This is a genomic window from Massilia sp. METH4 (assembly GCF_037094685.1).
Classification (GTDB): domain Bacteria; phylum Pseudomonadota; class Gammaproteobacteria; order Burkholderiales; family Burkholderiaceae_D; genus Rugamonas.
In genome coordinates, this window is record NZ_CP146614.1 from 737,516 (window position 1) to 750,003 (window position 12,488).

Sequence of the window (12,488 nt, forward strand, 5' to 3'; positions counted from 1 at the left end):
TCCGTCATGACAATGCCTGTCCAGCCAGCCGATCCGCGCCCTGTTCCACCCAGGCCGCCGGAGCCGGGCGACTGCTGCGGCAGCGGTTGCGCCGTGTGTATCCATGACCTGTACAACGGCGCCCTGGAGCGCTACGAGAAACAATTGTCGGCCTGGCTGGCGCGCCACCCGGGAGAAAAGCGCTGAAGCGGCGCTCGAACGTTTCCCACGTCGCGTCGCATGCCATGTTTTATTGAACTTGGCATTGCGAAATACTAAATTCTTTGTTGAAATTCTTTGTGGCCACAGGTAAACTGGGAATGATGGCCTAAAAGTTGCCTACTTCATACGCTGCCTCAGCCCCCGGCAGACCGACCAAACAGGATTTCATGAACACCTCGACGATGACGAAAGTGCTGCTCTGCGCGGCACTGGCCATGGGCGCCGGCGCGCAGGCCAAGAACAACAACGGTAAAGGCAATTCCGGAAACACCGCGCAACAGAACAGCGGCCCATCGATCGGCGCCGCCAGCGCCGACGACGTCACGCTGGAAAACGCCGACGCCGGCATGATCGCCTTCTCCACCGTCAACCCGATGCAATACGGCGGCAATACGGCCGGCTTCTCGAGCGAGTTCGGCAAGGCCGATACCAGCGCGTGGGGCGTGCTCGGCACGGTTGAAAAGTCCGGCACGCTGGCGGATGCGTCGACGCTGTTCGATTTTTCGTTCGACAAGACGAGCGCCACCAGCGGTACCTGGACGATCACGAACACCAGCAGCACGCTGAACGCCACGCTCGACCTGACCGTGGCGATCCACGCCGCGAATGCCAGTACCGCCTTCCTGTTCGATAACCAGGACGTGGCCGCCGGCCAGACGCTCTCGGGCACCTGGAGCATCGAGTGGCTGAACAATGGCGGGCAGGTACCGGGCTTCTCGAACCTCGTGTTCTTCGGCCGCGATATCTCGACCAGCACGCCGACGCTGCTGCCGGTGCCGGAGCCGCACGCCTTGCCGATGACGCTGGCCGGCTTCGCCGTGCTGGGCGCGGTCGCCTGGCGCCGGCGCGGCAAGCGCGCCTGAGCGGCACTGTTGCGCAAACTACACATTTCTGATCTGTATTCGTAGTTTCCCGCTTGAAATTTGGCAAAGAGTTGATTAGTATTAACAACAGATTTCACCGCACCGGCAGCGCCGGCGCGCAGGAATAACAATCAAGAACACTTGTTTGACACTCGGCCCATGGCATCTGCCATGGGCTTTTTCTTTGGCCCTGTTCGTCGAGAACAGCGCCTTTCTTCGCGCTGCCGATCCTGACAGCACCTTTTCCCTTTCCCGAGCATCTGTGTGTGTGCGCGCACGCACGCCTTCGGCTGTGCACGCTAACGTGGCGTTTGTCATGAACACACTGGAAAGGGCCACGCCATGGGAGCTCCCGCGCGCTGCCCGCTGACGATCACCGTCAACGGGCAACAGCACACGATGGATATTGAAGCCTGGGTCACCCTGCTCGACCTGCTGCGCGAGCGCATGGGATTGACCGGCACGAAAAAGGGTTGCGATCACGGCCAGTGCGGGGCCTGCACGGTGCTTGTGGACGGGCGGCGCATCAATTCCTGCCTGACCCTGGCCGTGATGAACGACGGCCGCGAGGTGACGACCATCGAAGGGCTGGCGCAGGGCGACACGCTGCACCCGCTGCAGCAGGCGTTCATCGAGCACGACGCGTTCCAGTGCGGCTACTGCACGCCCGGCCAGATCTGTTCCGCCGTGGGCCTGATCAACGAGAACCGCGCCAAATGTTCGGCGGAGGTGCGCGAACTCATGAGCGGGAACATCTGCCGCTGCGGCGCCTATCCGCAGATCCTGCGCGCCGTATCGCAAGTGGCCGGCATTCCGGCCGACAGCGAGAACGCCGAAGGGCCGGTCATCACCGGAACGGTGCCCGCATGAACCCGTTCGCCTACGACCGCCCCGCGACCGTCGACGCCGCGCTGCGGGCGATCGCCGCCAATGCCGATGCCGGCGGCGCCACCGCCAACCAAAACGAGATCCGCATGGTGGCCGGCGGCACCAACCTGCTCGACCTGATGAAGGAAGGCGTGACGCTCGCTCCGCACCTGGTCGACATCAACCGCCTGCCGCTGGACGGCATCGAGGAAACGCCGGGTGGCGGCCTGCTGCTGGGCGCGACTGCCCGCAATGCCGACACCGCATGGCATCCGCTGGTGGAACAGCGCTATCCCCTGCTGTCGGCCGCGATCCTGGCCGGCGCCTCGCCGCAGCTGCGCAATATGGCCAGCAATGGCGGCAACCTGCTGCAGCGCACGCGCTGCTGGTATTTCTACGACGTGGCCACGCCCTGCAACAAGCGCGCGCCCGGCAGCGGCTGCGCCGCCAACGGTGGCATCACGCGCCAGCACGCGATCCTGGGTGCGAGCGAACAGTGCATCGCCACCCACCCTTCCGACATGTGCGTGGCGCTGGCCGCGCTGGAAGCGGTGGTGCACGTGCAATCGGTGCGCGGCAGGCGCGCCATCCCGTTCGCCGAATTCCACCGGCTGCCCGGCGACCGGCCGGACGTCGATACCACGCTGGCGCCCGATGAACTGATCACCGGCATCGAGCTGCCGGACGCGGCCCGCTTCGCGCGGCACTCGGCCTACCTGAAGCTGCGCGAACGCCTGTCCTACGCCTTCGCCCTCGTCTCGGTGGCTGCCGCGCTGGACATCGGCGCCGACGGCACCATCACGGCGGCGCGCATCGCACTGGGCGGCGTGGCCCATAAACCGTGGCGCCTGCCCGAGGCGGAGCGCCTGCTGGAAGGCGCACGGCCGGATGACGCGGTCTTCGCCGGCGTCGCCGACGCACTGCTGCAGGGCGCCGTGGGCCGTGGCGCCAACGACTTCAAGATTCCGCTGGCGCACAACGCCATCGTGCGCGCGCTGCACGTGGCCAGCCAGGGGACCGTGACCAATCAAGGAACGAGGCAGGGAGAACGCGAATGACGGATCTGATCGAAGCTTTGCGGGCGCCCACGGCGGATCGCGGCACCGGCCCGGTGCGCACCGGCACGCCGGTATCGCGCGTGGATGGCCGGGCCAAGGTGACGGGCCAGGCGAAATACGCGGCCGAACACGCCGCGCCGGACCTGGCCTACGGCGTCGTCGTGAGTTCCCCGGCGGCCAAGGGCACGATCCGATCGATCGACACGCGTGCCGCGCTGGCGGTGCCGGGCGTGGTCGAAGTGCTGACGCACCTGAACCGCCCGAAGGTCCGCGCCTTCGACATCGCCTACAAGGACATGACGGCGCCGGCGGGTTCGCCATTCCGCCCGCTGTACGACGAGCATGTGATGTACAGCGGCCAGCCGCTGGCGCTTGTAGTGGCGGAAACCTTCGAGGCGGCCCGGTATGCCGCTTCGCTGGTCAGGTTCGACATCGCGCCCGAACCGCACGACACCAAGCTCTCGGCCAACCTGGAGCGCGCCTACAAGCCCAAGCCCCTGAAGGCCGGCTTCGAGCCGCCCCCAAGCGAGAAAGGCGATACCGACAGTGCTTTCGCGGCGGCGCCGGTAAAGATCGACGCGGAGTTCTACAGCGGCGTGGAACACCACAATCCGATGGAACTGTTCGCCTCCACCGTGATCCGCGATCCGGACGGTCACCTCACGATCCACGACAAGACCCAGAGCTCGCAGAACAGCCGCTGGTACGTGTCGCACGTCTTCGGCCTGGCCAAGAACAAGGTCACGGTACGCAACACCTACGTGGGCGGGGCCTTCGGTTCCGGCCTGCGCCCGCAATACCAGCTCACGCTCGCGGTGATGGCGGCCCTGCACCTGAAGCGCTCCGTGCGCGTGGTGCTCACCCGCCAGCAGATGTTCACCTTCGGGCACCGGCCCGAGACCGTGCAGCGCGTGAAGCTGGCCGCCGAGCGCGACGGCACGCTGCGGGCGATCTGGCACCAGGCGATCGCGGAGACGTCGCCGATCGAGGACTACGTGGAGGTGGTCGTGAACTGGTCGGGCTACCTCTACACCTGCGACAACATCAAGCTCGACTACAAGCTCGTGAAGCTCGACCAGTACACGCCGATCGACATGCGCGCGCCCGGCGCCGCCCACGGCGTGCATGCGCTCGAGGTGGCGATGGACGAACTCGCGTACGCGCTGAAGATGGACCCGCTGGCGCTGCGCCTGAAGAACTACGCGGAACGCTCGCCGGTCGAGGACAAGCCCTACTCCAGCAAGGAGCTGCGCGCCTGCTACGAACTGGGGGCGCAGCGCTTCGGCTGGGCCGAACGTCCGCTGGAGCCGCGCTCGATGCGCGAAGGCACGGAGCTCGTCGGCTGGGGCATGGCCACCGGCGTGTGGGATGCGATGCAGATGTTCGCCCGCGCCAGCGCCGTGCTGCATGCGGACGGCAAGCTGGTGGTGTCCAGCGCGGCCACCGACATCGGCACCGGTACCTATACCGTGATGGCCACGATCGCCGCCGAGGCGCTGGGCCTGCCGCTGGAAGACGTGACGTTCCAGCTGGGCGATTCCACGCTGCCCGTGGCGCCGATCGAAGGCGGTTCGTCGCACGTGACGACGGTGGGTTCGGCCGTGGCCGGCGTGTGCGAGAAATTGCAGAAGACGCTGTTCAAGCACGCCCAGAAGCTGCGCGCATCGCCGTTCGCGGATGCGAAGTTCAAGGACGTGGAGTTTGTGGGCGGCATGCTGCGGCACAAGCGGCGCAGCGGGGCGGCACTGCCACTGACGGCGATCCTGAACGACAGCGGCCTGGTGCGGCTGGAAGAAAAGTACCTGATGCTGCCGAACATGCTCAAGCAGCGCAAGTACCGCAAGCTGGTGCACTCGGCCGTGTTCGTGGAGGTGCGCGTGGATGAACAGACCGGCACGGTGCGCGTGACGCGCGTGACGAGCGCCGTGGCCGCCGGCCGCATCATGAACACGAAGACGGCGACGAGCCAGGTGGTGGGCGGCATCGTGTGGGGCATCAGCCAGGCGCTGCACGAGGAATCGTACGCCGACCACCGGCTGGGCCGCTTCATGAACCACAACTATTCGGAATACCACGTGCCCGTGAATGCCGACATCCACGCGATGGACGTGATCTTCGTGGAGGAAGACGACCGGATCGTCAGCCGGCTCGGTGCCAAGGGCGTGGGAGAGATCGGCCTCGTGGGCGTGGCCGCCGCCGTCAGCAACGCCATCTGGCACGCCACCGGCAAGCGGCTGCGCAGCACGCCGATGACGCCGGACAAGGTGCTGGGCGGAGCACCTTGATGTTGCAAGAAAAATGGGGACGTACCCCATTTTTTGAGAAACATTTCCTCAAAAATGGGGTACGTCCCCATTTTTGAGGAAACTTTGCCGGTCGGTCAGATGTAGTAGATCAGCGCAGCCAGCCCAATAATCAACGCCACCTTGGTAATCTTGTACACGGTCTTGTTCCATGCCTTGAAGCGGCGGCGGTAGATGCCGGCGTAGTACGACACGCGGAACAGCTTGGACACCAGCCCCACCTGATCACCCGTCTCGTTCGGCGAGGCGGCGGCCGTCATCATCGTGCGGCCCAGGAAGCGGTTCACGGCCTGCGCCCAGCGGTAGCGCATCGGGCGTTCCACGTCGCAGAACAGGATGATGCGGTCGCTCTCGCTACCGTTGATCGCCCAGTGGATATAAGTTTCGTCGAACATCACGCCTTCGCCGTCGCGCCAGCTGTGGCGCACGCCGTCCACGTCGATGAAGCAGCGGTCGTCGTTCGGCGTGGCCAGCCCCAGGTGGTAGCGCAGCGAGCCGGCGAACGGGTCGCGGTGCGGGTTCAGCTTGCCGCCCGGCGGCAGCTCGGCGAACATGGCCGCCTTCACGGAAGGGATGCCCTGCAGCAGCGCGTGCGTCTTCGGGCACAGCTCGGCCGCGGACGGGTGGCTGGCGTTGTACCACTTCAGGTAGAAGCGCTTCCAGCCCGCCTTGAAGAAGGAATTGAAGCCGGCGTCATCGTTCTTTTCCGATGCCTTGATCTTCTGCAGGCGAATGAGATTTTCAGCTTCTGCGCGGATGACCTGCCAGTTTTCCTGGAGCGGCGTCAGTTCCTTGAAGTCCGCGACCGGCAGGTAGGGCGTGGAAGGCACGCGCGAGAAGAAGTGCATGAAGATGTTGATCGGCGCCATGAACGACGAGTGGTCGAACAGCTGGCGGCCGAACGGCAGCCGCACCTTGCCACGGAAGTGGATGTGCAGCACGGACAGGATGTAAAAACCGACCAGGGCCCATTTCATTGCGCTTACCTCGAGTATTGCCGAAACCGGCCATTTTAACGCAGGTTTCCCGGCCGGGTTGGCGGCCGCGGCCCCGTTATCGCGGCCTTATGCGGAATTTACGCAAACTTATGCGGTTTGCGCGCAAGCGCGCGCTGCGCACGCGGCATCCCTGCTAAAATTTCCACTGGGAAAACATTGCAAGGTGCAACCATGTCGGTTTCTGAACGCACGTCGCAGGTGCATGGCTCGGTCCTCGATGCCATCGGCAACACGCCCGTGGTGCGGCTGCAGCGCCTGTTCCCCGGCCACGACGTTGTGGCCAAGCTCGAATTCATGAACCCCGGCGGCAGCATCAAGGACCGGATGGTGCGCCACATGTTGCGCCACCTGCCCTGCGGCGTGGAGCACGTGGTGGAAAGCTCCTCCGGCAATACCGGCGCCGCGCTGGCGATGGCGGCCGCGGTGCGCGGCCTGCGCTGCGAAGTGACCCTGCCCGACCGCACCAGCCAGGAAAAGATCCGGCGCATCGAAGCCTATGGCGCCGAAGTGCACATGTGCTTGTCCGATGTGACCGAATCCCACGAGCACAGCTACTTGAGCATGGCCGAGAAGATCGCCACCGAGCACGGCGCCTTTCACCTCGACCAGTACCGCTCGGCGCTGAACCGGCAAGCCCACTACACCGACACGGCGCCGGAACTGTGGTTCCAGCTCGACGGCAAGATCGACGTCTTCGTCTGCGGCATCGGCTCGGGCGGCACGATTTCCGGGATCGCCCGCTTCCTGAAGGAGCACAACCCGCGCATCGCCGTGATCGGCGTCGAACCGCTGCATTCCTCGTACCGCTCGGCGGTCACCGGCGCGGCCGCCGAGGGAGAATTCGGCACGGTCATCGAAGGCGTCGGCAAGCGCCGCCCATCCGGCGCCTTCGACGCGGCCGTGGTGGACGACGTGATCCAGGTCCCGGACGACGTGGCCGTCGACTACTGCCACCGGCTGGCACGCGAGGAAGGCATCCTCGCCGGCGGCTCATCCGGCTGCGTGGCCGCCGGCATCGCGCAACTGCTGCCCAAACTGTCGGGACGGGTGGTGACGATTTTCCCGGATTCGGGCGTGAACTACCTCTCCAAGTACTTCTGACGGCCATCACGAACACCCGGTGACAGGCACCAGGTTTTTTGCAATATTTCCAGCCAGCCGGTGCCTGTCACCGGTTTTGCGTCACCGGTTTTGCGCGCGGCCGATCATGGGCGCAGGTGCTTGGCCACGCGCCGCGACACTATCATTGGATGAAGTAACCGGATACCCGCCACGTGCCGTCGGCCTCCAGCATCGGCGTCACCGTTTCCACGGCATTCGCACGATCGGCGAAGCGTGTCGTATATCGCAACACCACGTACCGGCCCTGTGGCGCGCCGGGCAGCGTGGTGGTGTAGGTGGACGACGCCAGCGTGCGCTCCTGCAACGCGCCGACCGGCATGCGCGCCGCGCGGCCACCCTGCTCCCATTGCGCCAGGCTGATGGCGCTGCGCAGCGGCGCTGCGGCTTGCTCCCAGGAAGCCTTGTAGTGACCCGCATCGACCAGGGCCAGCCATTTGTCGGCGGCCGCCTTGGCTTCGTCGATGGCTTGCTGGTTCTGGGCTGTTTCGGCGGTTTGCGCGTGGGCGAAGGTGGCGGCGGTGAACAGCAGGGAGGCAACGAGCAGCTTCATGGGCATCCTTTCACGGTGGTAGCGGCTGGCGCGGGCAGATGCGAGCGCCGCTCAGGATGTTGCCATGAATTTTAGCCGCGCGGATGAAGAGGACTGACGACGTCTCGACGGATGATCGAGGACGGGGCGCCCGGCCGTGCCTCCTCGCCGGGACCGACGGGACGTTGCTGGTCCGCCCCGATTACCGCGCATCTGGTCTGGCGCGCATGTGTCCCATGAAGTCGGAGAAAGGCATCGGCTTGCCGAACAGCCATCCCTGTGCGAACTGCACGCCCTGGCTGCGCAGGAAGTCGCGCTGTGCCGTATTCTCGACTCCTTCGGCGATCATTTTCAGTCCCAGGCCGCTGGCCATGCGTATGATGTGCTGCACGACCTGGCTCGTCGCTGCCCCGGTCCCGATCGCTTCGATGAACGCACGGTCGATCTTCAGGTAGTCCAGCGCGAGCGATTCCAGATAGGACAGGCTGGAGTAGCCGGTGCCGAAGTCGTCGATCGCGATCGGGAACCCCTCGGTGCGCAGCAGTGACAGAACCTTGCCGGCGATCTCCTTGTCCAGCAGGCCGCGTTCCGTCACCTCGATCATCAGGCTGTCCGGTGCGATACCCGCAGCCAGCGTCGCGGCACGCAGGCGCCCGGCGAGGTCTCCCCTGTGCACGTCCGCTGCCGAGATGTTGATCGCAACGTGGAAGCCGGAACGGCTGCGCAGGAAGTCGCCGGTCTCGCGGCAGACCAGTTCCAGTACCTTGTCAGTGATGGAGACGATCAGCCCGGCCTGTTCCGCAGCCGGGATGAACCCATCCGGGCTGACGACGCCGGAACCCGGCCGGTGCCATCGCACCAGCGCTTCGGCACCAACCCATTGCCCCGTATGCAAGTCGACTATCGGTTGATAGACCACATAAAACTGCTGGCGCCGCAGGCCGGCCCGTATGGCTGCCGGCATGGCCAGCCGGCGGCGTGCGAGCAACCCGATGACGAACGCGAGCGCGAGGCCCATGCCCGCGCCGGCGGGGACGAGACGCCAGGCAATCTCCCTGGAGCGCGCGCGTAGTCGTGCGGCGGGAATCGCCGCCACCGCTGCGGTCTGATAGCGCGTCGACCTGGCGACGGCTACGACGCGGTCGGCATCGAAAAAAGTCGCTTCCATGCGTGGTCCGAGCCGGTCGATCCAGCGCGTGTCGGCACGGCCTTGCACGACCAGGACCTCGCGGGGCGCCGGCACACCGCGGGGGGCCAGTACGATGATCGCCAGCGTGACGTCGGCTTGCGTGGTGAAGCTGTCGATCGCCAGGTCACGATGCAGGACGACTGCGAAACCGTGCTGTTCCAGGACAATGAAATGCTGGCGCGGCACGATAGGGAAGACGACATTGCGCCGCACCTTCAGGCCGGTGCTGGTCTGGAACTCGACCGGACCGATATCGAAGCCGTCGTCGTATCCGCTGACAGACGAGCACTCGAACCGGTTGCCGCTGACGTACCCGATTGCCTGGATATAGCCTGACTGGAGGTCGATTTCACGCATGCGACCGATGCTCTCCGGCGAACACGGGACTTCGGCGTGGAACTTCGCCAGCGCCGCGATGCCATCCGCGACCTGGTGCGTCGTTTCGTCCGTGCGGTGGAGGATATCGCGCGCGTGCCATAGCGCGAGCGCGGCTTCCGCCTGAAAGCCTTGCCGGTCTGCTTCCCGCAAGGCCAGTATGACAGGAGCGATGAGGGCTGCCGATACAGCCATGGCGGCCAGCGCGACAATATATTTTCTTTTCATGCCTGGTCAGGTATGGAACGCAATGGCAGCCCCGGCTTCACAGAAGGACGCCGAGAAAGCTGGGCAACACATCGCATGCATTCGGCGCAAAGGGCGCCTCCGCGGCGCCGAGCGCGTGGTTCCAGGCGCTCGCGCGCAGCCGCTACGATAGCCGCCAGGGTGTCCCGCGCTGCATATGCAATGCGCGCCGGGCTGGAACCCCGCAGCTATCACGGCCGCGCATTGTACCGTCGGGATATATTGCGGTCGATGCAGTATCGGCACTATGTCGTCCAACGCAGGTCTGCGTCCGGGGCCGGGTGATCTTGCCGATATCGGCCGGTGGGCTTACCCATGCCGGCGGACACTTTCGACAGGTACCATGTCGCTATCGACGCCTCTCTCGATGTCGTAACTTGTCGACACTTCCACTTCGGCCCATCGATGGCGTTTCGGGAGCGGCCTCCATCCCATTGCCAAACGAAAAAACCCCGGTTGGCACCGAAGCGCCATCCGGGGTTCGACTTGCATTACGCCAGTGCGCCGGCAGCCGGCCGGCGCGACGCCGCAGCTATCTCACGCCACCTGCGGCATCTTCCCGATCAGCTTATCGAGCGTGATCGGATACTCCCGCACGCGCACGCCGGTGGCGTTGTAGATCGCGTTCGCGATGGCGCCGGCCACGCCGCAGATGCCCAGCTCGCCCACGCCCTTGGCCTTCATCGGCGAGGACATCGGGTCGGTCTCGTCGAGGAAGATCACTTCCTGGTGCGGGATGTCCGCATGTACCGGCACCTCGTAGGTGGCCAGGTCATGGTTGACGAAGAAGCCGATGCGCTTGTCGACGGCCAGTTCCTCCATCAGCGCGGCGCCGGCGCCCATCGTCATCGCGCCGATCACCTGGCTGCGGGCCGTCTTCGGGTTCAGGATGCGGCCGGCCGCGCACACGGCCAGCATGCGCCGGATGCGCACTTCGCCCGTGTAGGCATCGACCGCCACCTCCACGAAGTGGGCGCCGAACGTGGATTGCTGGTACTTCTTGTCCAGGTCGCCGTACTCCATCTTGTCCTCGGCCACCAGTTCGCCGCCGGCCGCCGCCTCGCGCAGCGGCAGCGACTTGCCGCCCGCGCGCACCGTGCCGTCCACGAAATCGGCGTTTGCCGCCAGGCCCAGCTTCTTCGCCACCGCTTCGCGCAGCTTCACGCAAGCGGCGTACACGCCGGCGGTGGAGCTGTTGCCGCCCCACTGGCCGCCCGAGCCGGCCGACACGGGATAATCGGAATCGCCCAGCTTCACCACCACCTGGTCGAGCGACACGCCCATCATCTCGGCCGCCGTCTGCGCGATGATCGTGTAGCTGCCCGTGCCGATATCGGTCATGTCGGTTTCCACGGTGACGACGCCCTTGCCGTCGAGCCGCACGCGCGCGGCGGACTTCTGCACGAGGTTGTTGCGGAAGGCGGAGGCGACGCCCATGCCGACCAGCCAGCGCCCTTCCCTCACCTGGGCCGGCTGCGGGTTGCGCTTGTTCCAGCCGAATTTTTCCGCGCCGGTGCGCAGGCACTCGACGAAGCGCCGCTGCGAGAACTTGCGCGTGCGCTTTTCCGGATCGACCGTGGTGTCGTTCACGATGCGGAAGGTGACCGGGTCCATCTTCAGTTTCTCGGCCAGCTCGTCGACGGCGATCTCGAGCGCCATCATGCCGGGCGCCTCGCCGGGCGCGCGCATCGCATTGCCTTCCGGCAGATCGAGTACGGCGAGGTTCAGGCGCGTCAGGCGGTTGGCGCCGGCGTACAGCAGGCGGGTTTGCTGCACGGCCGTTTCCGGCTTGCCGTCCGGCAGGTCGCCGGACCAGCTTTCATGGGCGATCGCCGTGATGCGACCCTCGCGCGTGGCGCCGATGCGGATGCGCTGGATCGTCGCCGGGCGGTGCGTAGTGTTGTTGATCATCAGCGCGCGCTGCAGTGCCACCTTCACGGGCCGGCCGGCCTGCTTCGCGCCCAGCGCCGCCAGCACGGCCTCGGCGCGCAGGAACAGCTTGCCGCCGAAGCCGCCGCCGATGTAGGGCGACACCAGCCGCACCTTCTCCTTCGGGATGCCGAGCGTTTTCGCCATGTCGCCCTTGCCCCAGTCGATCATCTGGTTCGATGTCCAGATGGTGAGCTTGTCGCCTTCCCAGGCGGCCACCGAGGCATGGGGCTCCATCATCGCGTGCGTCTGGTCCGGCGTGGTGTAGGTGGCGTCGAACTTCACCGGCGCGCTGTCGAAGGCGGACTGGAAATTGCCGGCCTTCGTTTCCGGGTCTTCTTCCTTCTTCGGCACCTTGGCCGAGTCCTTTGCCTTGGCCAGGTCGTATTCGCCCTTGATCGGCGAGTATTCCACCTTCACCAGGCCGGCGGCGGCGCGCGCCTGCTCGAACGTTTCGGCCACCACCAGCGCCACGGCCTGGTGGTAGTGGTCGACGAGGGGCCCGGCCAGCAGCCTGGCCGTGTTGTAGTCGCCTTTTTCCAGCTTGCCCGCATTCTCGTGCGTGACGACGGCGAGCACGCCGGGCGCGCGCCGCGCGGCAGCCACGTCGAGCGAAGTGATACGGCCCTTGGCAATGGTCGCGCCGACCACGTAGCCGTAGGCGGCGTTTGGCGCCACGTCGTGGCGCTCGTAGGCATAGCGCGCGGTGCCGGTGGTTTTATAGGGGCCGTCGATACGGTCGGTCGGCTTGCCGACCACCTTCAGCTGGTCGATCGGATTGGTGGTGGCGGGAGTGGTGAACTTCATC

At 65.8% G+C, this 12,488-nt stretch carries 10 protein-coding genes; 6 read left to right on the forward strand and 4 right to left on the reverse strand.

Annotation, left to right across the window (positions count from 1 at the left end; translation table 11 throughout):
- The first annotated feature begins 6 nt into the window (after positions 1–6).
- The 5 genes from V6Z91_RS03215 to V6Z91_RS03235 all read left to right on the forward strand — a co-directional run bounded on the left by V6Z91_RS03215 (position 7) and on the right by V6Z91_RS03235 (position 5,274).
- Positions 7–186, forward strand: a complete 180-nt coding sequence (locus V6Z91_RS03215) for an oxidoreductase-like domain-containing protein (protein WP_338766602.1) — start codon at positions 7–9, stop codon at positions 184–186.
- Positions 187–368: 182 nt separating this feature from the next.
- The gene (locus V6Z91_RS03220; protein WP_338766604.1) at positions 369–1,064 is read left to right on the forward strand and encodes a PEP-CTERM sorting domain-containing protein; all 696 of its coding nucleotides are present in this window, start codon (positions 369–371) and stop codon (positions 1,062–1,064) included.
- A 342-nt stretch (positions 1,065–1,406) separates the two neighbouring features.
- Positions 1,407–1,934 carry a 2Fe-2S iron-sulfur cluster-binding protein gene (locus tag V6Z91_RS03225; RefSeq protein ID WP_338766607.1) on the forward strand — a complete coding sequence of 176 codons (528 nt, stop codon included), beginning with the start codon at positions 1,407–1,409 and terminating at the stop codon, positions 1,932–1,934.
- Positions 1,931–2,989 (forward strand): xanthine dehydrogenase family protein subunit M, encoded by a 1,059-nt coding sequence (locus V6Z91_RS03230; RefSeq protein ID WP_338766609.1) that lies wholly within the window; start codon positions 1,931–1,933, stop codon positions 2,987–2,989. The genes V6Z91_RS03225 and V6Z91_RS03230 overlap by 4 nt, the downstream gene beginning before the upstream one ends.
- Positions 2,986–5,274 (forward strand): xanthine dehydrogenase family protein molybdopterin-binding subunit, encoded by a 2,289-nt coding sequence (locus V6Z91_RS03235; RefSeq protein WP_338766611.1) that lies wholly within the window; start codon positions 2,986–2,988, stop codon positions 5,272–5,274. The genes V6Z91_RS03230 and V6Z91_RS03235 overlap by 4 nt, the downstream gene beginning before the upstream one ends.
- A 95-nt stretch (positions 5,275–5,369) precedes the next feature.
- On the opposite strand, the gene lpxO is transcribed toward V6Z91_RS03235, so the two are convergent.
- Positions 5,370–6,269, reverse strand: a complete 900-nt coding sequence (lpxO, locus tag V6Z91_RS03240) for a lipid A hydroxylase LpxO (RefSeq protein ID WP_338766613.1) — start codon at positions 6,267–6,269, stop codon at positions 5,370–5,372.
- A gap of 192 nt (positions 6,270–6,461) precedes the next feature.
- On the opposite strand from lpxO, the gene V6Z91_RS03245 reads away from it, so the two are divergent.
- Positions 6,462–7,391 carry a cysteine synthase family protein gene (locus V6Z91_RS03245; RefSeq protein ID WP_338766615.1) on the forward strand — a complete coding sequence of 310 codons (930 nt, stop codon included), beginning with the start codon at positions 6,462–6,464 and terminating at the stop codon, positions 7,389–7,391.
- Positions 7,392–7,533: 142 nt separating this feature from the next.
- Here V6Z91_RS03245 and V6Z91_RS03250 read toward each other — a convergent pair whose 3' ends face one another.
- The 3 genes from V6Z91_RS03250 to paoC form a co-directional block, all read right to left on the reverse strand.
- Positions 7,534–7,962 (reverse strand): DUF4019 domain-containing protein, encoded by a 429-nt coding sequence (locus V6Z91_RS03250; protein WP_338766617.1) that lies wholly within the window; start codon positions 7,960–7,962, stop codon positions 7,534–7,536.
- A gap of 181 nt (positions 7,963–8,143) precedes the next feature.
- Positions 8,144–9,733: an EAL domain-containing protein gene (locus V6Z91_RS03255; RefSeq protein WP_338766619.1), complete on the reverse strand. Its 1,590-nt coding sequence runs from the start codon at positions 9,731–9,733 to the stop codon at positions 8,144–8,146.
- Positions 9,734–10,288: 555 nt separating this feature from the next.
- Positions 10,289–12,487 (reverse strand): aldehyde oxidoreductase molybdenum-binding subunit PaoC, encoded by a 2,199-nt coding sequence (paoC, locus tag V6Z91_RS03260; protein ID WP_338766621.1) that lies wholly within the window; start codon positions 12,485–12,487, stop codon positions 10,289–10,291.
- Position 12,488 lies beyond the last annotated feature (1 nt).

Bases quoted from the DNA above. Each gene is read 5' to 3' on its own strand.
- V6Z91_RS03215 (WP_338766602.1), top strand. From the start codon at position 7: ATGACAATGCCTGTCCAGCCAGCCGATCCGCGCCCTGTTCCACCCAGG.
- V6Z91_RS03220 (WP_338766604.1), top strand. From the start codon at position 369: ATGAACACCTCGACGATGACGAAAGTGCTGCTCTGCGCGGCACTGGCC.
- V6Z91_RS03225 (WP_338766607.1), top strand. From the start codon at position 1,407: ATGGGAGCTCCCGCGCGCTGCCCGCTGACGATCACCGTCAACGGGCAA.
- V6Z91_RS03230 (WP_338766609.1), top strand. From the start codon at position 1,931: ATGAACCCGTTCGCCTACGACCGCCCCGCGACCGTCGACGCCGCGCTG.
- V6Z91_RS03235 (WP_338766611.1), top strand. From the start codon at position 2,986: ATGACGGATCTGATCGAAGCTTTGCGGGCGCCCACGGCGGATCGCGGC.
- lpxO (WP_338766613.1), bottom strand. From the start codon at position 6,269: ATGAAATGGGCCCTGGTCGGTTTTTACATCCTGTCCGTGCTGCACATC.
- V6Z91_RS03245 (WP_338766615.1), top strand. From the start codon at position 6,462: ATGTCGGTTTCTGAACGCACGTCGCAGGTGCATGGCTCGGTCCTCGAT.
- V6Z91_RS03250 (WP_338766617.1), bottom strand. From the start codon at position 7,962: ATGAAGCTGCTCGTTGCCTCCCTGCTGTTCACCGCCGCCACCTTCGCC.
- V6Z91_RS03255 (WP_338766619.1), bottom strand. From the start codon at position 9,733: ATGAAAAGAAAATATATTGTCGCGCTGGCCGCCATGGCTGTATCGGCA.
- paoC (WP_338766621.1), bottom strand. From the start codon at position 12,487: ATGAAGTTCACCACTCCCGCCACCACCAATCCGATCGACCAGCTGAAG.